This window comes from Wohlfahrtiimonas populi (assembly GCF_002006795.1).
GTDB classification, from domain to species: domain Bacteria; phylum Pseudomonadota; class Gammaproteobacteria; order Cardiobacteriales; family Wohlfahrtiimonadaceae; genus Wohlfahrtiimonas; species Wohlfahrtiimonas populi.
In genome coordinates, this window is record NZ_MVDN01000003.1 from 74900 (window position 1) to 98597 (window position 23698).

Genomic DNA, 23698 nt, shown 5'->3' on the forward strand with positions numbered 1-23698 from the left:
ATGAATATTGATTTTTCAGTTCATAAAACCCTCACAGCTTATAAGCGTTCATTCACATTGGATGCTACTTATCAAACAGAAGCCAATCGTTTAGTCATTTTAGGTGCTTCAGGTTCTGGCAAAAGTGTTTTACTCAAAACAATTGCAGGATTAATCACACCAGATTCAGGCAAAATTATTTTACAAGATCGTTGCTTATTTGATTCCAAAAATAAAATTAACCTCAAACCACAGCAAAGATCCTTAGCTTATCTCTTCCAAAGCTATGCGCTATTTCCTCATTTAAATGTGGCACAAAATATTAGCTTTGCGCTGCATCACTCCATCATCAATGGCCGAAAGCATTCTGTATCAGAAGCCGTGCAATATTGGTTGGAACTTTTTAAATTAGAAGGCATACAATTTCAATATCCTGATGAAATTTCAGGTGGACAAAAACAGCGAGTTGCTCTTGCCCGTGCTTTAATTGTGAACCCTAAAGCTATTTTATTGGATGAGCCATTTTCTGCTCTTGATACCAATCTCCGAGCAATCATGCGAAAAGAATTAGCTGAAGTACAAGAGAAACTCAAAATCCCTATGATATTGATCACTCATGATCCTGAAGATGCCAAAGTATTTGGCGATGCTATTATTGAGATTGAAAATGGGCATATTGTGAAAACCTCTTAAAGCTGTTTTTCACACAACAAATATTTATATAGCTCAGTCCTCTCAAAATTCATTTAAAAATAATACTCCTTACTAACAGCGAAGAGTATTATTGGGAATTTTTAAAAAATCACTATACAATAAAAATTTAATTCATATTTTAAGCAGAGAATGAATCATTACTTAGCATTTTTAATGGTGGGATTAGGCGGTGGCTTAGGCGCAATGAGCCGACATTTTACTGCGCTCATGATTAATCGCTTTTGGCAGCAATCATTCCCTTTAGCAACATTTTCCATTAATATCCTTGGATCCTTCTTAATTGGTATCTTAGCAACTTGGTTATTGCCGAAAATGGGCAATGACACATTATTAAAATATCTATTGATCACAGGCTTTTGTGGTGGTTATACGACATTCTCCACTTTCTCTATTGAAAATTTGCAATTACTCCAAGAAGGTAAAATATTTACGCTAGCTTTATATGTTAGCAGTAGTATTATTTTAGGCATTACCTTCGCACTGTGTGGCTTATTTGTTGGCCGTGCGATCTCTTAAATTTTAGTCTTTGAAGTTCACATGAAAAAACCATTTCCAGAAACATTATTGAATCAAATCCGTATCGTAATGGTACGAACATCTCATTCGGGCAATATTGGTGCAGCAGCTCGAGCAATGCGCGTAATGGGCTTATATAACCTAGTATTGGTTGAACCTAAACAATTTCCAAGCCAAGAAGCAATTTCATTAGCAAGTGGCGCTGTGGATGTTTTAGACAACGCAATTGTTGTGCCAACATTGGAAGAAGCATTAAAAGATTGCCAAGTTGCATATGCAACCACTGCTCGCCCACGCTATATTTCATCTAAATTGCACACAGTGGAAGAAGCAGCAATTGAAGCTTTACAAGGCATTAAAGATGAAGGACAGAAAATTGCTTTCGTCTTCGGTACAGAACGCACAGGTTTAACCAATGAAGAGATTGATCTTTGCCAACGCATGATGACAATCCCCAGTGAAAATAGTTATAACTCGCTCAACATCAGTGCGGCCATTCAAGTTGTGAGCTATGAATTACATAAAGCTCATAAACAAGCATTAGCATTACCATTGATTCAAGCAACTGAAGCGACAGATGAATTGGCAACAGGTGAAATGCGTGAAGGCTTTTATGAGCAGCTACAAGATATCCTATTCCAAACTAAGTTTTTAGATCCTGCTGAACCTAAAAATATCATGAAGAAGATCCGCCATTTATTCCAAAAACGCGATCTCACAGTTCAAGAAATTCATTTATTACGTGGGATTTTAACTTCCCTCAACAGAAAGATTAACCATGATTAAATATATCAAAGAAGACATCCAAACCATTCATGCTAAAGATCCAGCAGCACGTAATACCATTGAAGTATTGGTTGCTTATNATCAGTGCGGCCATTCAAGTTGTGAGCTATGAATTACATAAAGCTCATAAACAAGCATTAGCATTACCATTGATTCAAGCAACTGAAGCGACAGATGAATTGGCAACAGGTGAAATGCGTGAAGGCTTTTATGAGCAGCTACAAGATATCCTATTCCAAACTAAGTTTTTAGATCCTGCTGAACCTAAAAATATCATGAAGAAGATCCGCCATTTATTCCAAAAACGCGATCTCACAGTTCAAGAAATTCATTTATTACGTGGGATTTTAACTTCCCTCAACAGAAAGATTAACCATGATTAAATATATCAAAGAAGACATCCAAACCATTCATGCTAAAGATCCAGCAGCACGTAATACCATTGAAGTATTGGTTGCTTATCCTGGTTTATGGGCTTTGTGGGGACATAGAATTTCACATTATCTATGGAATCATCATTTAAAACTCATTGCGCGTTGGCTATCAACGGTAACAAGATTTTTAACAGGCATTGAAATCCATCCTGGTGCTAAAATTGGCCGTCGATTTTTTATTGATCATGGAATGGGCGTTGTGATTGGTGAAACCACTGAGATTGGTGATGATTGTACGTTATATCATGGCGTAACTTTAGGTGGGACAAGCTTAAATGAAGGCAAACGTCATCCTACTTTAGGAAACAATGTCATCATTGGTGCAGGAGCTAAAATTTTAGGCCCGATCACTTTAGGTGATAATGCAAAAGTGGGTTCTAATTCCGTTGTAACTAAAGCAGTACCTGAAAACTCAACTGCGGTTGGTATTCCTGCCCGAGTAATTAAAAAAGATACCATTACAGCAGAAATCACAAATAAGCTATTCACTGCTTATGGTGTTGAAAATGATACGCCAGATCCAGCAGCAACTGCCATCAATCTATTGTTAGATCATATTCAAAGCTTGGATAATAGCTTAAAGAATATTTGCAAAGAGTTAGAAGCACAAAATATTCAAATCTGCACTAAAGTGCCTAATCTTCAACAAAAAGAATTGGATGATCTCGAAGCATTTAGCCAATCACCTAAAGATCAATCATAAAATTGAGATAACAAAAAAGGTTAGAATTTCTCTAACCTTTTTTATTTAACCTAATTTTTTAATACAGCAAAATTAATTATTTTTGATCTTTCTTTTCAGAATGATCAGCCAACTCATCAATGATTTTATCTACTTCATCTTGAGTTTTTTCTTTAGCTTCTGTTGCTTGATCAACGACTTTCTCTTTGATCTCTTCTACTTTTTCTTCCGTTTTATCTTTGATGTCAGCAGCTTTTTCTACAACTTCATCTTTAACATTTTTAACTGTCTCTTTTACGTCTTTCACAGCATCCTCAGTTTTATGTGCAATTTCGTCCACTTGAGCATCTGCTTCAATCACTAAACCTTTGAATTTTTCTTTCAATGTAGAGATTTCGTTTTTACTCATGTGCTGATAAAGATCTTTTAGATCTGTGCCAATTTTATGAAGCATATTCTCGCTTTCTGCGAAGTGCTCTGTTTGTTGTTTTAATTTTTCTTTCACTTCATCCAATTCTTTATTCAATTTTGCCACAACATCAGCATTTGAATTACCCATGCGACCTACGATCAAACCAATCACGATGCCTGCAACACCACCCAAGATAAATGCAATTAAGTATTCGCCCATTTTAAACTCCTCAACAGATAGATTGATAACCATTAATCTTTAATATGATCCTTGATTATACTATTCATAGCCATTTAAAATTAATTATTTTCAGTCATCCAGAAAACTTATTGATTTGAAGTAGGCAAAAATCAATTATTTGTTGAAAACTATGCCTTAACTCCATACAATGATCTGCTTTCTTTTTAAAATTGTGTCTTTATATGAAAATCTTAATTCTAGGCGCAGGACAAGTTGGCTCTAACGCCGCAAACATTCTTTCACAAGAGGCAAAACACGAAGTGACAATTGTCGATGTGGATGCCAATGTTTTAGCGAATCTGCAGGATCGCTATGACATTAGAACGGTTGTGGGTAGTGCTTCTCTTCCTCATGTCCTAGACGAAGCTGGTGCAAAAGAAACCGACATTATCATTGCGGTAACCTCAAGTGACGAAGTGAATATGATTGCGTGCCAATTGGCGCATACATTATTCAATGTTCGATTAAAAATTGCCCGCATTCGCTCTCAATCATACATTGAATATGCTGATATTTTTGGTCATGAATTAGAAAAAGCCTTCAATATTGATGTGATCATCAGCCCTGAAATATTAGTGAAAGAGCGCTTAAAAAATATTATTAACTTACCTGGCGCACAGCAAGTTCTACGCTTTGATCGTGGTCGTGTATTAATCGTTGCGGCTGAAGCTGAAGAAGGTGGCCGTTTAGTAGGTTCGCCCATTAAAGATTTGCCCAACCACTTACCTAACATCGATGTTCGCATTGTTGCCATTTTCCGCGGTGATGAAGCATTAGAACTCAGTGGTGAAACAGTGATCTTAGAAGGCGATGAAGTTTATTATCTCTGCCCACAAAAACATGCAAAATTAGTCATGGCAGAAATTCGCCCTTCCACAAAAATTGCTAAAAAAGTGATGATCGCTGGCGGTGGCAACATTGGTTATCGTTTAGCAAGCGCATTAGAAGATGATTTGCGCGTTAAAATTATCGAAATCGATAAGAAAAGCGCCGCTCGCTTAACTTCACATTTAAAAAATGCTTTGGTGCTTAATGGCGACTGTACAGATGAATCTTTGTTATACGAAGAGAACATTGATCAAATCGATGTTTATTGTGCTGTTACAGAAGATGAGCAAACAAATATCTTATCCAGCATGCTTGCAAAACGCTTGGGCGCAAAACGTGTGATTACACTGATCAACCGAAGTGCATTTGTTGACTTAGTGGAAAATGAATCCAATATTGATATCGCTTTCTCACCACAACAAGTGACATTGGGTGTATTGTTAACCTACATTCGTAAAGGCGATGTTGTTCAACTTTATTCATTGGGCACAGGCGATTTAGAAGCGATTGAATTAGTTGCGCATGGTACACCAGAAACATCCAAAATTATTGGGCGTGTTGTGGATGAAATTGATTGGCCAGAAGGCATTACTTTAGCAGGTATCATTCGTAGACAGCAAGTTATCGTATCTCACAGAACTTCAATGATAGAAGAAAATGATCACATGATCTTCTTCATTTCAAATAAGCAAAGTATTCCTGATTTGGAATTCCTTTGCCAAATCAAAGGTAATAATGATTAACATTTCAGTAGGAGAGTTTATTAATGAGTAAAGTGAATAAGGTTGTTCTAGCCTATTCTGGTGGCTTAGATACATCTGTAATCCTAAAATGGTTACAAGATGAGTATCAATGTGAAGTTGTAACATTCACAGCTGATTTAGGCCAAGGCGAAGAAGTTGAACCTGCGCGTGCTAAAGCACAAGCAATGGGCGTAAAAGAAATTTACATCGATGACTTACGTGAAGAATTTGCACGTGATTTCATTTTCCCAATGTTCCGCGCAAATACAATCTATGAAGGCGAGTACTTATTAGGTACTTCTATCGCGCGTCCATTGATTGCAAAACGTTTGATCGAAATTGCTAACGAAACAAATGCAGATGCAATTTCTCATGGCGCAACAGGTAAAGGCAATGACCAAGTTCGTTTTGAATTGGGTGCATACGCATTGAAACCAGACGTTAAAGTGATCGCACCTTGGCGTGAATGGGATTTAATGTCTCGTGAAAAATTGTTGAACTACGCTGAAAAGAACAATATTTCTATTGATCGTGGTGGTAAAAAATCTCCATATTCAATGGATGCAAACTTATTACACATCTCTTATGAAGGTTTAGTATTGGAAGATCCATGGACTGAACCAGAAGCTGATATGTGGCGCTGGACTGTTTCTCCTGAAGAAGCGCCAGATACAGCAACATACATCGAATTAACATTCGAAAAAGGTGACGTTGTCGCAATCGATGGCGTTGCAAAATCACCTGCAACTGTAATGGCTGAATTGAACAAAATCGCTGGTGCAAATGGCGTTGGTCGTGTTGATATCGTTGAAAACCGTTATGTAGGCATGAAAGCACGTGGTTGCTATGAAACACCAGCAGGCACAGTAATTTTGAAAGCTCACCGTGCAATCGAATCTATCACTTTAGATCGTGAAGCTGCTCACTTGAAAGATGAAATGATGCCTCGTTATGCATCATTGATCTACAATGGTTACTGGTGGAGCCCAGAGCGTGAAATGTTACAAGCAGCAATCGACAAATCACAAGAACACGTTTCAGGCGTTGTGCGTTTGAAATTGTACAAAGGCAATGTCATCGTTGTTGGCCGTAAATCTGATGAATCATTGTTTGATGAAAGCATTGCAACATTTGAAGATGATGCTGGTGCATATGATCAAAAAGATGCAAGCGGTTTCATTAAGTTAAATGCATTGCGTTTACGTACTGCTGCTAAGCGTAAAGCAAAATAATTGCTCATTAATTAAATTCAAAAAACCTGCTTCGGCAGGTTTTTTTATTATCCAAATATTATTTCTATTATCTAAATCATCCTATTTTTATCAATCACAATTTATTTAATAAACGCTATAATACTGCATAACTATTAATATATTGGCACAGGAAGAATCTGATGGATGGTAAACAAAGAGTTGTGATAGAAGCCTTATTAGTCATGGCATTAATCATCAGTATTATGCTAATTTTCTTTCCAAGTGAAGTGCCAACTCGTAGATTGCCCTTTTTATATATCAACTCTCCACTTTTTCCATATGCTCGAGCACTTTTCCCAATCTTCACAGTTCTCTTATATATATTTAGGAAAAAATACAAAGGTGAGCTAACTATTGAACAAAAAATGGCACTATGGAGTGATAAAAAACAAGATAAATAGATTCTGTTGAATTTAATAATATCGATAATTCAAAAATATTGGTCGATGATCTGATCCTCGCCACCAACCAATTCGACTGCCGTCCATTTCCGAAAACTCTAAGTTTCTCACCAATATATGATCAATATTAATTAACCCTAATGACCACGTTGGGATTAATCTATTTTTAGTCTCAAATACTCTAGCCACACTCACAAAATCTTTAAAAACTGGTGAATATGGAGAAATATTAAAATCACCCATCACAACGACTGCATTTGATTTTTCATTGCCTATTTGTACTGCAAGATTCATCAAGCTTTCATCTCTAATATTGGCTAGTTCAGCATTAATTGGTGGCGGTGGATGAATACCATAAATCACTAATTCTTGATATTCTGCACGAACATAAGGATATTGCTTTAATCCTTTCATTGGATATAAAACCTCACAACGGTCGAATTTTAATGGGCTGTATAATGCTAAACCAAATGGTGAATCATCGGTTTTTCCACATTGGTATAAATTTTTATATTTTAATTTAAAAACATCATCCCATTCAGAGCCATATTCAATCGCAAATAAAACTAAATTAGGGTCGCTCATTTCTGCTTCTAATTTGATTAGCTCTTTCATCTTTTCATTATGATCGAAGCTCAAATTATAACTCACTAAATTGACCTGGTTTTGTGGCCAGTCTTTTCTAGATTGAACAAACTGCATTGGCTTCATGGAAATATATAGCAAGCTAAGAACCATCGCACAGAACAACACTTTAATGATGATTCTTTTGAAAACAAAAATGCCAACAACTGAACCAATCAAATAGAGCCAAGTAAAATGGCTAAATAAATCAAAAATCCAATATATTTTCCCAAGTTTCCCCAATACAAAAGCAGCTACAGATAATATTGCAATGATCCGTAATCTTTTTTTAATGCCCGCGATGATTTTGTGTTTATTATTCTTTTTCATCTTAATCCCTTATGACAGCGATTAAATTTTATTTAGATGCCACAAATTTAAATAATATAAAGGCAATAAGCAACGCCACAATGATAGGTAAAATCGCACCTACGATTGGTGGATAGCCAAAAATCAAAATCGTATGGCTCAATATTCTTGTGGCAAGATAAATGACCAAACCTATCATAATGCCCAAGAAGATTCTCATACCTAAATTGCCTTGTCGGTTTTGCGAGAAAATCAATGGTGCAACGATCACCAGCATTACAAAGTTCATCAATGGGCTGAAAATTTTCGTCCAAAATGCCAAACGATATTCTGAGCTATCCAAACCATTATTTTCCATATAACGAATAAAACGCCAGAGATTTTTGATGGACAAGTTTTCTGGTTTCGCAATCAATGCATCCAAAATGCGCTTATCAATTAAATTAGGCACAACAATATTAGATTCTGAAGAATGCACAATGATTTCATCTTCAAAAGTGACCTTCTGAATTTCAGGCATGATCCAATCTTTTCGATCTAATCGTGCATCAGGGGCTTGAATGATATTCTTAATTGTTTGCCCTTCAATATCAAACATTGTGATATTTTTGAGATTACCATCATGAATCGCAGATACATTCAAAATTTCTGAATTAGAAATTGCCCAGAAGCCATCTTGCACAACTGTTTTATTACTTTGTTTATTTTGATAAATTTCAGCTTGTACAGAGCTTTTAGGAATCACCACTTCACTCAGAAAGACGGAGAAAATACTCATAATAATGACAGTAAAAATCGCACCACGTAATATACGGAATTTACTCAAAGTCGCTGCACGCATTACAGTTAATTCATTGGTGGAAGCTAATTGCCCCAAACCAATGAGAATGCCCAGTAACAGCCCCATAGGAATCATCCGATTCAAACGAACAGGCANCAAAATTTCTGAATTAGAAATTGCCCAGAAGCCATCTTGCACAACTGTTTTATTACTTTGTTTATTTTGATAAATTTCAGCTTGTACAGAGCTTTTAGGAATCACCACTTCACTCAGAAAGACGGAGAAAATACTCATAATAATGACAGTAAAAATCGCACCACGTAATATACGGAATTTACTCAAAGTCGCTGCACGCATTACAGTTAATTCATTGGTGGAAGCTAATTGCCCCAAACCAATGAGAATGCCCAGTAACAGCCCCATAGGAATCATCCGATTCAAACGAACAGGCAAATCATACAAGAGATATAACAATACATCTGAAACCTTATAATTCTCTTGCCCAACATCACCCAATTCATTCAAGAACGTAAAAAATGTTTCAATGATTGATAGCAACACTAAGCTACCAATCACCGTGATGAAAGTTGTCCATAAAATATAGCGATCTATTTTTATCATCATTACATCCGCTTACTGAATCGATATGCAATCACAGCTGCAATCGCTAACATAACAACATGCACCCACCATAATCCCAACCAATATGGTGTAATGCCTTTTCTCATCCATGTTTGCGCAAGATTTAATAAGTTAAAGTAGATAACATAGATAAAAATTGCTGCTAATAAATTGCCAAATCGCCCTTGTCTTGGCCCTGAATGAGCTAATGCTGGAATCATCAATACAATGATCAATAAACTAATGGCTGATGATAATCGTCTTTCAAACTCCATTTGAAAGAAGATCAAATCTAATCGCTCTATCAAATCAGAACTAGAAAATGCTGCCATCTTAGGAATAACCTGCTCCCCACTGCCATCTAAACGCAAAATTATTTCTTGATAATTTAATACATCAACAGAGCCATTATTTGTAAAAGTATAACGATTACCATCTTTTAAAATTAAAAATCTAGTACCTAACTCAGGGGCAACTTCTTGACGCCCTGATTTTGCAAGAGTAATAGAGTATTCTCCATCTCTCCCCAATGTTTTAATGAATACATCTTGAATTTCCTGTTGATTCTCAGAAATTTCTTTGACATAGACAATATTCTTGCCACGAGACAACTCTTTAAATGTTCCAGCTTTAATAATTGTTAACTGTGCCTCTTCTCTTGCTTGCTGCTGAACATCATGAAAATGCATAGAAAAATAAGGTATCAAGAAAAAATTTAGCAATAACAAAATCGCCGCAAAAGGTATTGCCATTTGAAACAGTAAACGATATAACGCTGATAGCGGCATGCCCAAAGCGAACATTGCCGTCATTTCTGAATCTTTATATAAACGCCCAAATGCAGCAATGGATGCTAATAAAAAGCTTAACGGCACTAATTCTGCAACAAATCTTAAAATCTGTATCCCAATCATCGACAAGATAATATTGGGAGAAATTCCGCCATTAATCACTTCTGTCAATAACAACGCCAAACGCTGTACTAACAAAATGGCTAGCAAAACAATCAACGTAGCACTAAAAGTAAATAATATTTCACGTGAAATATAATGGCGGATAATGCGCATCAATTAATCCTTTGAAAGGGTTTGGCGATCGCTATAGAACTTGCGTTTAAACTCTTGGAACTTACCTGCATCCAAACTATCACGAACTTCTTGCATCAATTGTAAATAATAGTGAATATTATGAATACTATTTAAATGTGCACCCAAAATTTCTTTTGTTTTATCCAAATGGCGCAAATAGCTGCGTGAGAAATTTTGACATGTATAACACGTACAGCTTGGATCCACTGGATTGGTATCGAATTTGTATTTTTCATTACGAATGCGAACATCACCAAAACGCGTAAATAAATGGCCATTACGAGCATTACGTGTTGGCATTACGCAGTCAAACATATCAATACCGCGCTCAACACCTTCCACTAAATCTTCTGGCTTACCAACACCCATTAAGTAACGAGGTTTATCAGCACGCATTTGTGGTGTTAAATGTTCCAAAATGCGATGGCGTTCTTCCATTGGTTCACCCACAGCTAAACCACCTACAGCATAACCATGGAAATCAATGTCTAGCAAAGCTTCGATAGAACGTGTTCTTAACTCTTCGTGCATACCGCCTTGAACAATACCAAATAACGCATTAGGATTACCTTCAAACGCATCTTTAGAGCGCTTCGCCCAACGCATGGACATTTCCATTGATTTACGAGCAGTTTCATAATCAGCAGGATATGGTGTACATTCATCGAATGCCATCACAATATCAGAGCCTAAACGGCGCTGGATTTCCATCGATGTTTCAGGATCTAAAAAGCATTTACGACCATCAAATGGTGATCTAAACGTTACACCTTCTTCTGTAATTTTACGTAATTCTGCTAATGAGAATACCTGGAAACCACCTGAATCCGTTAAGATCGGTTTATCCCATTTCATGAAATCATGTAAATCACCATGCGCATTGATCACATCCAAACCAGGGCGCAACCATAAATGGAATGTATTACCCAAGATAATTTGAGCATTGGCTTCTAATAAATTCTTTGGCGTTAAGCCTTTAACAGTAGCAATTGTGCCTACTGGCATAAAGATTGGCGTTTCAACTACGCCTCTTTCAAATGTCAATCGACCACGGCGAGCATTGCCATCTGTCGATAATAATGAAAATTTCATGAATTCTAATGTCCTAATCTACAATAGGAATAAATATAAACCGTGAATTTTAACCTTTAATCCTGATTTTTTCAGAAAAACTTCATACAATGCTTTTATTTTGCGAATGAATTATGCCAAACGTATCTTTTTATGTGTTAGGAAGCAACAATATCAAAGACTTTTATAAAACAATCGTGCAATTGACAATCAAAGCCCATGAAGCAGAAAACCAAGTGCTGATTCACAGCAATCACCCTCAAATTTTACAACCCATTGATGATTATTTATGGTCATTTTCTGAAACTAGTTTCATTCCACATGTTTTAGTGAACACCGATGATGAAGTGGATGACATTGACCCAATCATTTTAGCTAGCTTTGAGCCAAGTTTGCCTAAAAAAGACTTATTGATTCAACTAGCAGATCAAGTCCCTCAAAATTTTAATCAATATAATCGAATCATTGAGATTCTGTACAACGAACCGAGTTATTTAGCACGTGGCCGTGAACGCTTTAAATTCTATCGCCAAAATGGGATTGAACCTAAAACAATCAAACTATAGTGGTTAATCCTATTGTAAATACTCAAGAATCTCGGGATGATCTTTATATTNTCAAAATTTTAATCAATATAATCGAATCATTGAGATTCTGTACAACGAACCGAGTTATTTAGCACGTGGCCGTGAACGCTTTAAATTCTATCGCCAAAATGGGATTGAACCTAAAACAATCAAACTATAGTGGTTAATCCTATTGTAAATACTCAAGAATCTCGGGATGATCTTTATATTTATCCATCAATTTTGTGCGCTCTTCAATGATGGCTAAACAAACACTATTCACATTTGCTTCAACATGATCTTTGTGGGATTTTTCTAAAGAAGGATCCCATAACTCAATCCATTTTGCACACTCTTTAGATTTTTCTGATAAAGCCAAAACATCTTCTGGCAATTCAAGCACTTCAGGCTCTTCTGCTTGAACATAATTTAATGATGCAACCATCAAGGTCACTATACAAAGTTTTTTGAACATTTATATAATCCTTTACTCTCTGCTGTCATGTACAGTCATCGCTGTACCTCTCAATTATGCTCAGCACTTTAACATAAAAAAGCGCCGTACATCATACAATGTACAGCGCTTTTTCGAGGGAAACTTACAAATTACCAATCGATAAATACTTAGTTTCTAAATAAGGCTCAATACCTTCGATACCGCCTTCTCGACCTAAGCCACTTTCTTTGAAGCCACCAAAAGGAACTTGCGCAGCACTTGGTAAACCATCATTCCAACCAATAATGCCAAAATCTAGATGATCTTGTAGATAAACACCTATTTTGTAATTATTCGTGAAATAGTAAGCAGCTAAACCAAATGGTGTGCCATTTGCAATTGCCAATGCTTCATCAATAGATTCAAAGCTAATGATTGGCGCAACTGGACCAAATGTTTCATCAGACATAATATCCATATCCAATGTTACATTGCCCAATACTGTTGGCTCCACAAAGAAAGTATTTTTCTCTGCATTCACAATAACATTGCCGCCTGCTAATACAGAAGCACCTTTTGCTTTAGCATCTTCAATTTGCGCAGCGACTTTATCAAAGCCTTTTTTATTGATCAAAGGACCAATATCAGTGCTTTCATCCATGCCATTGCCCATTTTTAATGCCTTGGCTGCTGCTGCAAATTTCTCACTGAACTCAACCAATACATTTTTATGAACGATGAAACGATTGGCACACACACAAGTTTGACCAGCATTACGGAATTTAGAAGCTACAGCTTGCCCAATCACAAAATCGATGTCAGCATCTTCACAGATAATGAATGGTGCATGTCCACCTAATTCCATGGAAACATGTTTCACAGTATTAGAGCTCTCGCTGATTAAGCGTTTACCCACAGGCGTTGAACCTGTGAATGTGATCTTGCGCACATATTGGCTTTCTGTGAATACAGGCCCAACTTTCGCGCCTTCACCAATCACACACTGTACAACATCTTTTGGAATGCCTGCTTCATGCGCCAATTCAACCAAACGAATCATGGTCAATGGTGTATCTTCCGCTGGTTTCACGATAAATGTGCAACCTGCTGCTAATGCAGGCCCTGCTTTACGAGTCATCATCGCAGCTGGGAAGTTCCATGGCGTAATTGCAGCAACCAAACCAACACCTTGGCGTGTGACAACAATGCGCTTATTGGTTGAACCCGCAGGAATTGTACGACCATAAATGCGCTTTGCTTCTTCTGCATACCAAGTTAAATAGCTCACAGCATAAGCAACTTCGCCCAACGATTCTTTATAAGGCTTGCCATTCTCTTCTGTCATTATTTTCGCAATGGATTCTTTATGCTGAATGATCAAATCAGCCCATTTTGAAATCAAAGCAGAACGCTCATAAGCAGAAGTATTGCGCCAAGCTACAAACGCATCATGACCTGACTTTAACTTTGCAACAATTTCATCCTGAGTGTCCATTGGCAAAGTTGCCAATAGATCACCTGTTGCAGGATTATACACTTTCAATTCATTCATTGAATTTCAATCCTTACCGACAATTATTTATTTGCTTCTACCAAACCAGCTTCTAAAATTGCTAAACCTTTAGCCAATTCTTCATCACTGATTGTTAATGGAGATAAGAAACGGATAACATTATAATTTAAACCTGCTGATAATAAGAGCAATCCATTATCATTTGCATATTGAGTAATGATTTTAGTACGTTTTGCATCTGGCAAGCCTGTGACAGGATCTGTCAATTCAGCAGCAACCATTGCACCCAAACGACGAATATCACCAATATAAGTATGAGTTTTCTGAGCTTCTCTCAAGAATGCTTCTAATTTAGCACCCAAAATCTCAGATTTTTCGTTCAATTGTTCTTCTTCAACGATATCCATTACAGCCAATGCAGCAGCACAAGCCAATGGATTACCTGCAAATGTACCACCTAATTGACCCGTAGTTGGCTCATTCACAATTTCAGCACGACCGACAACAGCACTTAATGGCATACCTGCTGCTAATGACTTAGATGTTGTCATCAAATCAGGCACAATGTCAAAATGTTCCATCGCAAATAATTTACCTGTACGACTGAAACCTGCTTGGATTTCATCAGCAACAAATACAATGCCATTTTCTTGACAGAAATTATAAACATGCTCAACAAAACGCTTAGGAGGAATAATGAAACCACCTTCACCTTGTACAGGCTCCATCACCACACAAGCAACCATGCTTGGGCAAGCTGTGCCTCTAAAGAATTCATCAAAAGCAGCAATCACTCCATCAATATACTGATCTTCACTCATGCCTTTTGGACGTTCATAAGTGAACGGGAATGGTGCTTGGAATACATCAGAGTTAAATGGGCCAAAACCTTCTTTATAAGGTTTTACTTTACTTGTCATACCCATTGTTAAATTTGTACGACCGTGGAATGCACGATTGAATACAACAACACCTGACTTACCAGTGAAACGACGAGCAATTTTTACAGCATTTTCTACGGCTTCAGCGCCTGAATTTAATAAGATTGCTTTCTTTTCATGATCACCTGCTGTAATTTCACAAAGTTTTTTACAAACTTGAATGTAACCTTCATACATCACAACGTTAAAACCAGGATGCGTGAAATGTTCCAATTGCGCTTTAACAGCTTCGATCACTTTTGGATGGCTATGACCAACGTTCATTACACCAATGGCACCTGCAAAATCGATATATTCTCTACCATCTTCCATCACCACTGTTGCATTTTTAGCTGTTACTGCAACATTTAAGTTACCAGTGCTCACACCACGTGCAACATATTTCTCACGCAATTCTTGTAAATTACTCACGATAAACTCCTACAAATTAAATAAATTTAAAATTTTTGAATGATTTAGTAGATAAAATTATTTAGGAACAAACACATTCAAGCTGATCAACATCTCTTCAATGGATGTCGGTAACAAATCGATGTTATATAGCAAATCACATACAGCATAGATGGCTGCAAAGCTATATAGTAAAACTATGATTGTTTGGATCACTGGGCTTGTAATGAAACGATTACACTGCCACTCAGGTGTGATATCACCATTTTTACGTGAGCTTCTAAGCATTAAGATAGGCACAATGGCTAGAATCACACCACCAACTGCACCTGCAAATTCTAATGCTCGGCCAAATGAAACCATTTCTCTATAAGCTAAAATGAATGGCGGTACAGAAATGATTGCTAAAACGGTTAAACGACGTAATTTATTTGTTTCTGAACCTAATTTGAATTGGTCGAAGATATTTGTGAAATAGCTACCGCCTAATCCCCAATAGGATGTCAACATTGCACACAATGCAAATAAGTTAGCCGTTAAAGCAGCCCAAGAACCTAAATAACGTCCCCAAGTAATGGTTGCGATTTCATCCACTTCATTGATGCCTGCCAATGAGATCACGGATAAAGCAACTGTTGATAACAATAAGAATGTACAGATCATGCCGATGACGATTGCTTTCGGCAATTGCTTTGGTTTATGTGCAAAGCCACGCGCAATTTCTGGCACAATGTATTGCGCTGAATAAGCGAATACAACTAAATAAATGATAGGAATCATGTAAGACCACTGGCCTTCCATTAAATTCTCAATTTTTGTATTCACATTAAAAATCGTTGCTAAAGATAAAACAATGATTAATACAACCATCGTAATACTGATATATTTTTCACCTTTACCAATTGCTTTTAATCCTGCATACAAGATACCAATCGCTGGCACTGCAAAAATTAAACTACCAAATTGGTTAGGAATGCCAAATAACTGGTTCATTAAGCGACCGCTGCCCGCCATATAAGCAATCAATGCACCTGTACTATTGGCAAAAATCGAGATAAAAATGAACCAAGAACCAATTCTACCAACATATTTGCGCGCCAAACCACTCAATTGAAAATGTGACTTTGTGCGTAAAGATGCTTCAGCAACATAAAGCATTGTGATAGTCGTAATGGTTCCAATCACAATCAACCATAAAAACAGTGGTAAAAATCCTGAATTTCTTGATGCATATGGAATAGCTAAAACACCCGCACCGATATTTGTACCCACAATCATTGCTACGCCTTCTAGCAATGTTAATTTTTTAGCAACCAATGTTTCTGTTGCTTCGCTGCTCTCTCGTTCGATAGGTTCTGCGCTCGCAAAACCATTTGCAGGCTCAACTAAGCCTCCAGTATTTATGGAATTCATATCCTCTCCTCATTTCTCTTTGGTGAGCTTCTTAATATTAGTATGCTAATTGTAGCTAGTGTGAAGTCTCATATATTTGCAATTAATCTCTATTTCAAGCCATTCTCCGAATATCTCTGCCTAACAATACCTCTCTAACTCATAATTTTTTCGACTGAGTGATAGTATTGCGTTCTGTAATTTATAACAATTAGATAAAAATAATGAAATATATGCTAAATTCATACGATCGTATGAAAGAGATTTAAAAGGCAAATATGCAACTCACCATAAGAAATTTAATCAACATGCCAGCGCTTAAAATAAAATTATTAAGTGAAGACAAAGGGATAGATAAAAAAATTGTCTGGGCACATACTTCTGAACTAGAAAATCCTAGTGAATGGGTTCAACCCAATTACCTCATCATGACAACAGGATTAGGCATCCCAAAAACTGCTGAGAAACAGAAAGACTACATCCAAAGAATCATTGATGCAGATTTATCAGGTTTGATGATTTCTGACAATATGAGTGCGCCTGAAGATTTAAGCACGTTGATTGATGTGGCCAATGCACACAAGTTCCCTGTACTGTTCATTGATTACCACACACCATTCATTGAGATTGCCCGCATCGTTCACGAAGCCAATAAAGATAAAAAAGATCTCATCAACCATCAACTCAGCAAAGTGCTTTATGAAAATACCCAAGAGCTAATCAAAGAGCATAATGTCAAAGATCTAATGGAGCGCATTCATAACCTTCTCAATATGCCACTTTATTTGATCAATATAGATAGCCCGACAGAAGCTCTGTTTAACTGCATACCAACACCAGCAGATATTCAAAGCCGTTTATTAGATTTTGATTTCAAGGCAACTGAGATTCAAAAAATCTATCAAAAATCCTCTGTGACTTTGCATGCGGTACCACTTAAAGCGCAAGGATTTACATTAATTGTTGCTGATAACAATATCAGTTTAGATTTATTACAAAATCTTGCTCTGCTCTTTAGCTTATATTTAGAAAGTAAAAAAGATCATTTCTACCAAAGAATCACACAAAGCGGTGAATTTTTAGATGATATTTTAAATGAAAATGTGAGTGAAAGTTACATTGATAAAAAATTACCAAGTTTTCACATTAAAACAAACAGTAGTTGCATGCTCATTGCTAAGCCCCACAAAAATATTAACTATAAGAAATTTTTGTTTAAATTTGGCATCAATGGATTAGTATTATTTAAGCAAGATCGTGTTGTATTAATGGCAGATAAAGCACATTTGACTAAGCTAATCCAACTCTTTCCCATGATTGGTATTAGTGACGTTATTAAAAAAACACACAGAATTCATGATGCATTTCAAGAGGCATCTTTAGCATTTAAAAACTGTTCCAAAGAATTTCCCGCACAATATTATGCAGAACAAAACTATTCCAAGCAGACATTGCCTAAAAGCATTGAAGAAGCTCAGAAAATATTTGAATTCAATTTAGGCATGCTTTATGCCAATGATTTAAATAAAAACACACGCTATATTCATACACTCAAAGCTTTTTTAGAAAATGATCGAGCTTGGGAGAAAACCTCTAAAATTCTACACATTCATAAACAGACATTAGTGTATCGTATTCAAAAAATTCAAGAAATGACGCAACGCCAGCTCAACTCTACTGCTGATATTGTTGAACTATGGATTGCTTTAAAAGCAGGAGAAATTTTAGGTATCATTGAAGAATAAATTATTTGGACAATTACACCAATATCTTAAAATAAGTACTAGAATGATTGTCTGACTATAAAATTCATTTTTTGAGGCCATCATGTTTGCTTATTACACTGCGATGAAACATTCCCACCTAATGTTTGTTGTCATCACATTGTGCTTACTGAATTTCCGATTCTTTTGGAAGCAATGTGCACCCAATAAACCTTTGCATAAGATTTTCCGCATTGTGCCACATGTCAACGATACGTTGTTGTTAATCACTGGTGCAATGATGGCTTATACAGTTAAATTTATCCCATTTGTTAATGCTAATTGGTTAGGTTTAAAACTGGTTTTGCTAGTGATCTATATTGGCTTTGGCTTTATGGCAATCAAATCTCCAGCAAGATCATCTAAAGCATTCTTAGGTTATGGGCTATCAATGTTGTCCGTTGGTTTTATGGTGTATTTAGCTTTAGCAAAACCTTTCTAAGGTAATAGTTATGACTGATCGTAAAAAAGAACTCAAAGAAACCCTCTCAGATTTGTCTTATTATGTCACTCAAGAAAATGGCACAGAAAGACCATTTACAAGTGAATACAATGATTTATTTGAAGATGGTATTTATGTTGATATTGTCAGTGGTGAAGCACTCTACTCTTCCAGAGATAAATTTGATGCTGGATGTGGCTGGCCATCTTTTAGTCGTTCCTTAGTTGATTTGGTTAACATCAAAGATCATAGCCATGGCATGATCAGAACAGAGATTAGAAGCCCAAAAGCAGACTCACATTTAGGTCATGTATTTCCTGATGGCCCTGTAGAAATGGGTGGTTTGCGCCACTGCGTTAATGGTGCAGCACTTAAATTTATTCCACTTGGCAACATGGAAAAACTAGGTTACAATCAGTGGTTCTTCTTATTTGAAGAATAAAAAAAAAGCTAATGATTTGTTACAAATCATTAGCGGAGTCAACGTTAAGTAATAATTATAATCGTTACTTCTTAATTAGGCGTTAAGAAGTAACTGTTCCTATAGTACGACCTTGGGCTTGCTATGTCTAAGTAATATAATTAATCAATGAATAGTAACTTATCTCACCTACATCTTTCATTACTATATAAATCATAATGTTAAGAAAAAAACCTCTTTTCTCATTATTTAATATTCTTATATTATTCAGATGATTTTATAACATTTTTTATTATAAATAATATTTATATATAAAATAAAATATATTAATGGATAAAATAACAAGAAGTTATACATATAACCGACTATTTTTTGATCAAACCATCATCAAATAATATTATGACCTGATGAAGTTTATTCCAAAAAATTAATACAAGAAGTTAAATGCTCTTTGTAAAATAAACAACAAGCACTGCCCATCCGAATTTAATCTGGGCATCTCATTCAATTGTATAAATACATCTTCTAATTTTGCTTGATCAGGCACCGATAAACCTTTCATAAGCGGCAAGGTTTCATCAAAAACCTCCTGCCAGCATAAATCGTTATTAAAAGGCAATTGGATATTCAAAAACTCTGCAACATCATCATAACAACGCTTTGCAGATTCAAGATTATGGCTAAAAATAATTGTAGTTGTCATACTCAGCAACTGCGACAAAGGCTTTTCAAAAATCTGAATCGAATCCAAGTGCGTTGAATAATCCAAGGTGCCTTCTTTACCAATTTTTGAGATATGTACACGCACAATCAAAATCATGCAATACTCAGACAATGAAACCTTGTTATCCATATCAATCAAAGTTTGGCAAATATCTTCAATATCTTGAATTTGGAATTTTGCCAAATGATCCATTTTGGGCAGTTCATTTGTTAAAGATTGTAACCGTTGTAGATCCGTCATTTTTTCTAAACGACTAGCTTCTCGAGTCACAAAATTAAATAACTGTGGCGATAACTTTGAACCCAGATAATCTAATTGTTTCTGACGAGTTTCTGCATCATGTGGTGCTATAAACGCAGCATAACATTTTGCCAATTTCATAAAAATATTCTGGCTATTTTTATCCAAGCCTAATTCAATCACAATATTGTGACTCGCATTATTGATCCTACTGGATGCATAATCATGCAATGCAGAGACCAAAATTCTGTCATCTTTTTCACTACTATCTACAAATTTCTGATCCAATACTTGCACCATAGATTTACCTGGGAAGCGATAAGCTGGCTGAATCTTACGAATGCGTTTTAATATTGGTGGATGTGTATCAAAAATACTGGTTTTCTCTTGATAATTCTGCAAATAAAAATGTGCAAATTCTTGATGTGTTGCATCTAATGCAGTTGTATTGTATTGCTCTTCATCACCTTCTAACAAAGCAATTTTTTCCAAAACTTGCACAATATAACGGCCACGTACAAAGCGCACAGATTCAGAATCAGCCAAATACTCTCGTTGACGAGAAATGATTGCTTTCACAATTCTCGCAGAAACTGCGCCAATCGCACCTACACACATAATCAGCAGGCTTAATATAATCACAGGAGACATAACAATCATAATAAACACAGGGAATAAGCTATTACCATCACCAAACTCTCTTGTCCCTGCACCGATTGTGCGCATGCTATAGCCTAAGCAAAATCGATTGATCGTATCAAAATCTCCCATAAAATGACGAGTAAAAAAGCTAAACATTGTATAACCATACAAATAAATACTCTGCAAACCATATAGCCAACCAATCAGTTTAAAATTCAAAATTGGATCTTTATGTAAAATATGGCTAATTTCATGCCCAATCAATGCTTGTAATTCTGAACGGGTTAAGCGACTAATCGAGCCTTCTGTTACAGCAATGGCTGTATCTTTCTTCCCAGTTGCAATCGCAAAAGCATTAATATCATATGATGGTAAAATAAATAAGCGCGGTAACAAAATGCCCGCAGCTACTGACATTTCTGTCACAACTTGCATATATCTTGCAACAATTGGGTGCTGATTAAACTGATTAATCTCAATCGCCCCAAGTTTCTGCATAACATAATCCACGCCTTCACGCATTTCGACAAACTTCGTCCAAACCATGATCAACATAAATACATTACAAATTACGATCCATACCCATGCATCCACAGGTGTTGCCCATGCTAAAACTAATCCCATTGCAATTGATGTGATTGTATAAACAGCCAAAAATGCCAATATAAATATGGAACTTTGAAGCAGATATGAACGTCTATTTTCCCAATTTTTCATGTGTATTACCTTTTAATCCTGTGCCTATCAACCTATTGTAATTATTGTGGATTAGGCTTATTTCATTAATACTTAGATATATTTCTTAATTTCATCCATCAAATTTTGTTGCTCATGTTTTGTGAAAAATGTCATCAATAAGCCTTGTGGGCTGATCAAAAAATATGGTCGACTGCCAAAATTAAAAAGCGTTAAACCATTTCTATTTCTAAATTTAAAACGCTCTGCAAAGGAAAGATGCGTTGTTTTATCAGGATCAATACAAATAATGTTAGGCTGTTCCTTAAACTGATCACTCAATTTAGATGGACCAATTAAAACTACTTGGATTGCGTCATCAAAATTTTCTTGGACTGCATGGATATTTTGACTTAATGCTTCCAAATCATCCTCATAATCCAATAAATCCACAAATAAGCTAAACTTACCTAATAAATCACTCGACGCTGACAATCCTTTATGTGATTGCCATTCGATATAAGGAATCGGCTCATTCAATGTTAATACACGATGGCCTTCAAAAATTGAACCACCTTGCTCTAAAGTTAAATAAGCTTTCAGATTTTCAAGACGACATTTCAGCGCTGTATTCGATAAACCCTTTAATTTTTGATAAGCACCTTTCACCAACCAACTTTCAGGATCAGCAATGCGAACAAATAACGGTGTATGAAAAACTAACTTCTCTAAAGCAATGCGTTCAAAATATAATTTAGATAAAGGCGGCACATAGAATTGCTTTAATTCTTGTATTAAAACTTTCACGTTACCTCCTTCCTAAACAATGATAAAGCTCCTCCATGACACAGGACAATGCTTTTTGATTTTGCATCACACAATTATATGCATTTTCACCCATTTCATCACGAAGCTTTCGATCTTCAATCAATAAGACAATTTTTTCATGTAAATCATCATGATTTAATACCATAATGGCATGGTTTTGTGTAAATAGATTAACCATATCTTGAATATTATCAATGTGTGATCCCACTGTAATTGCTTTATTCAAAAATGCAGGCTCCAGAATATTGTGCCCACCAATCGTCACAAAACTTCCTGCAACCGTTACAATATCAGCAGCACCATATAAATATAATAACTCCCCAATACTATCCCACAACCAAATATCATGATGCTCTAAAGAAAACTCATCAAAATTTGTTTCACTGCGCTTCTGATAACTGTAACCATAATCTTTCATTAAGCTTTCTACAGAAGCAAAACGCTCAGGATGTCTTGGTGCAATTGCCAATTTAATGTGAGGATATTGCTCATTGATTCTTCTGAATTCATTTAAGATGATCTTTTCTTCACCTTCATGTGTACTAGCAACGCACCACAATAAGTAGTTTTGCTTACCTGAAATCAACGTTTGAGCTTTGCAATTAAAATCATCAGGTAACACAGTGATATATTTCAAATTCCCCATCACTGAAACTTTTTGAGCACCCACAGCCATAAATCGTTTTTGATCATCTTCTGTCTGTGCCAATATTTTCACATTTTTTAATAAATGTTGAATGGTTGCGGGGATTTTTGCATAACCTTTTTGTGATCGATCAGATAAACATGCACTGATAATAAAGGTTGAAATGTTCAGTGTCTGACAAGCATCCAAAAGATTCGGCCAAATTTCTGTTTCCATAATCATCAATACTTTTGGCTGTACTTTCTTTAAAAATCGGCGGATAAAAAAGCCAATATCATGGGGTAAGAATGCGACAGAAACTGTATCACCAAAACTTTGTTCTATTTGTTTTCTGCCTGTCAATGTTGTGGTTGTAATTAAAATAGATTGATCAGGTAATTGTTTTTGAATTTCCAACACCAAAGGTGTCATTGCACGCACTTCTCCTAAAGACACTGCATGCAAAATAATATCATGTGGGCAAGCTGCTTTCGTAAAACCTAAGCGCTCAAATAGATAGCGACAGCCATGCCCAGATTTTTTATCTTTAAAATATCGAAACAATAAAACCCATGGCAGAATGATCCACCATAGGATTTTATAAACAATCAATAACAT

At 36.0% G+C, this 23698-nt stretch carries 23 protein-coding genes and 1 pseudogene; 12 read left to right on the forward strand and 12 right to left on the reverse strand.

The genetic code is table 11. The features are described from left to right. The 4 genes from BZK16_RS04760 to cysE all read left to right on the forward strand — a co-directional run bounded on the left by BZK16_RS04760 (position 1) and on the right by cysE (position 3132). Positions 1-672, forward strand: a complete 672-nt coding sequence (locus BZK16_RS04760) for an ATP-binding cassette domain-containing protein (protein ID WP_077927759.1) — start codon at positions 1-3, stop codon at positions 670-672. 150 nt (positions 673-822) lie between these two features. Further along, positions 823-1209 carry a fluoride efflux transporter CrcB gene (crcB, locus tag BZK16_RS04765; protein WP_077927760.1) on the forward strand — a complete coding sequence of 129 codons (387 nt, stop codon included), beginning with the start codon at positions 823-825 and terminating at the stop codon, positions 1207-1209. A gap of 21 nt (positions 1210-1230) precedes the next feature. Further along, on the forward strand, positions 1231-1995 hold the full coding sequence (locus BZK16_RS04770) for an RNA methyltransferase (protein ID WP_077927761.1): 765 nt from the start codon (positions 1231-1233) through the stop codon (positions 1993-1995). Positions 1996-2370: 375 nt separating this feature from the next. Beyond that, positions 2371-3132, forward strand: a complete 762-nt coding sequence (cysE, locus tag BZK16_RS04780) for a serine O-acetyltransferase (protein ID WP_077927763.1) — start codon at positions 2371-2373, stop codon at positions 3130-3132. Between the two features lie 76 nt (positions 3133-3208). Here cysE and BZK16_RS04785 read toward each other — a convergent pair whose 3' ends face one another. Further along, positions 3209-3742, reverse strand: a complete 534-nt coding sequence (locus BZK16_RS04785; RefSeq protein WP_077927764.1) for a ZapG family protein — start codon at positions 3740-3742, stop codon at positions 3209-3211. Positions 3743-3945: 203 nt separating this feature from the next. On the opposite strand from BZK16_RS04785, the gene trkA reads away from it, so the two are divergent. The 3 genes from trkA (at position 3946) to BZK16_RS04800 (ending at position 6988) form a co-directional block, all read left to right on the forward strand. Beyond that, positions 3946-5334, forward strand: a complete 1389-nt coding sequence (gene trkA, locus BZK16_RS04790; protein WP_077927765.1) for a Trk system potassium transporter TrkA — start codon at positions 3946-3948, stop codon at positions 5332-5334. A gap of 23 nt (positions 5335-5357) precedes the next feature. Continuing rightward, positions 5358-6566: an argininosuccinate synthase gene (locus tag BZK16_RS04795; RefSeq protein WP_077927766.1), complete on the forward strand. Its 1209-nt coding sequence runs from the start codon at positions 5358-5360 to the stop codon at positions 6564-6566. A gap of 161 nt (positions 6567-6727) precedes the next feature. Beyond that, positions 6728-6988, forward strand: a complete 261-nt coding sequence (locus tag BZK16_RS04800; protein ID WP_077927767.1) for a hypothetical protein — start codon at positions 6728-6730, stop codon at positions 6986-6988. Between the two features lie 12 nt (positions 6989-7000). Here the strand turns inward: BZK16_RS04800 and BZK16_RS04805 are convergent, their stop codons facing one another. The 4 genes from BZK16_RS04805 to tgt all read right to left on the reverse strand — a co-directional run bounded on the left by BZK16_RS04805 (position 7001) and on the right by tgt (position 11503). Then, the gene (locus BZK16_RS04805) at positions 7001-7942 is read right to left on the reverse strand and encodes an endonuclease/exonuclease/phosphatase family protein (protein ID WP_077927768.1); all 942 of its coding nucleotides are present in this window, start codon (positions 7940-7942) and stop codon (positions 7001-7003) included. 28 nt (positions 7943-7970) lie between these two features. Beyond that, the gene (gene lptG, locus BZK16_RS04810; protein WP_233145198.1) at positions 7971-9326 is read right to left on the reverse strand and encodes an LPS export ABC transporter permease LptG; all 1356 of its coding nucleotides are present in this window, start codon (positions 9324-9326) and stop codon (positions 7971-7973) included. Continuing rightward, positions 9326-10390, reverse strand: a complete 1065-nt coding sequence (gene lptF, locus BZK16_RS04815; protein ID WP_077927769.1) for an LPS export ABC transporter permease LptF — start codon at positions 10388-10390, stop codon at positions 9326-9328. Before lptF ends, lptG begins: the two co-directional genes overlap by 1 nt. A 3-nt stretch (positions 10391-10393) precedes the next feature. Beyond that, positions 10394-11503: a tRNA guanosine(34) transglycosylase Tgt gene (tgt, locus tag BZK16_RS04820; RefSeq protein WP_077927770.1), complete on the reverse strand. Its 1110-nt coding sequence runs from the start codon at positions 11501-11503 to the stop codon at positions 10394-10396. Between the two features lie 113 nt (positions 11504-11616). On the opposite strand from tgt, the gene BZK16_RS04825 reads away from it, so the two are divergent. Then, positions 11617-12048: a DNA polymerase III subunit chi gene (locus tag BZK16_RS04825; protein ID WP_077927771.1), complete on the forward strand. Its 432-nt coding sequence runs from the start codon at positions 11617-11619 to the stop codon at positions 12046-12048. A 64-nt stretch (positions 12049-12112) separates the two neighbouring features. Further along, positions 12113-12229 (forward strand): annotated as a pseudogene (locus BZK16_RS14130) (DNA polymerase III subunit chi); the annotation flags it as partial. A 9-nt stretch (positions 12230-12238) separates the two neighbouring features. On the opposite strand, the gene BZK16_RS04830 reads toward BZK16_RS14130, so the two are convergent. The 4 genes from BZK16_RS04830 to BZK16_RS04845 all read right to left on the reverse strand — a co-directional run bounded on the left by BZK16_RS04830 (position 12239) and on the right by BZK16_RS04845 (position 16741). Next, positions 12239-12523, reverse strand: coding sequence for a hypothetical protein (locus BZK16_RS04830; RefSeq protein ID WP_077927772.1), 285 nt, complete (start codon positions 12521-12523; stop codon positions 12239-12241). Positions 12524-12647: 124 nt separating this feature from the next. Beyond that, positions 12648-14036, reverse strand: coding sequence for an NAD-dependent succinate-semialdehyde dehydrogenase (locus BZK16_RS04835; protein ID WP_077927773.1), 1389 nt, complete (start codon positions 14034-14036; stop codon positions 12648-12650). 23 nt (positions 14037-14059) lie between these two features. After that, positions 14060-15349 carry a 4-aminobutyrate--2-oxoglutarate transaminase gene (gene gabT, locus BZK16_RS04840; RefSeq protein ID WP_077927774.1) on the reverse strand — a complete coding sequence of 430 codons (1290 nt, stop codon included), beginning with the start codon at positions 15347-15349 and terminating at the stop codon, positions 14060-14062. Between the two features lie 57 nt (positions 15350-15406). Beyond that, entirely contained in the window at positions 15407-16741 is a 1335-nt protein-coding gene (locus BZK16_RS04845; protein ID WP_077927775.1) for an aromatic amino acid transport family protein, read from the reverse strand. A 257-nt stretch (positions 16742-16998) separates the two neighbouring features. Between BZK16_RS04845 and BZK16_RS04850 the strand changes: the two genes are divergently transcribed. The 3 genes from BZK16_RS04850 (at position 16999) to msrB (ending at position 19367) form a co-directional block, all read left to right on the forward strand. After that, positions 16999-18465 (forward strand): PucR family transcriptional regulator, encoded by a 1467-nt coding sequence (locus BZK16_RS04850; RefSeq protein ID WP_077927776.1) that lies wholly within the window; start codon positions 16999-17001, stop codon positions 18463-18465. A gap of 82 nt (positions 18466-18547) precedes the next feature. Next, the gene (locus BZK16_RS04855; protein WP_077927777.1) at positions 18548-18925 is read left to right on the forward strand and encodes a SirB2 family protein; all 378 of its coding nucleotides are present in this window, start codon (positions 18548-18550) and stop codon (positions 18923-18925) included. Between the two features lie 10 nt (positions 18926-18935). Beyond that, a complete protein-coding gene (gene msrB / locus BZK16_RS04860; protein WP_077927778.1) occupies positions 18936-19367 on the forward strand; it encodes a peptide-methionine (R)-S-oxide reductase MsrB in 432 nt (143 codons plus the stop codon). A 406-nt stretch (positions 19368-19773) separates the two neighbouring features. Here the strand turns inward: msrB and BZK16_RS04865 are convergent, their stop codons facing one another. The 3 genes from BZK16_RS04865 to BZK16_RS04875 form a co-directional block, all read right to left on the reverse strand. Then, positions 19774-21669 carry a M48 family metalloprotease gene (locus tag BZK16_RS04865; RefSeq protein ID WP_077927779.1) on the reverse strand — a complete coding sequence of 632 codons (1896 nt, stop codon included), beginning with the start codon at positions 21667-21669 and terminating at the stop codon, positions 19774-19776. Positions 21670-21741: 72 nt separating this feature from the next. Further along, on the reverse strand, positions 21742-22434 hold the full coding sequence (locus BZK16_RS04870) for a hypothetical protein (RefSeq protein WP_077927780.1): 693 nt from the start codon (positions 22432-22434) through the stop codon (positions 21742-21744). A 1-nt stretch (position 22435) separates the two neighbouring features. Then, positions 22436-23698, reverse strand: coding sequence for a 3-deoxy-D-manno-octulosonic acid transferase (locus BZK16_RS04875; protein ID WP_077927781.1), 1263 nt, complete (start codon positions 23696-23698; stop codon positions 22436-22438).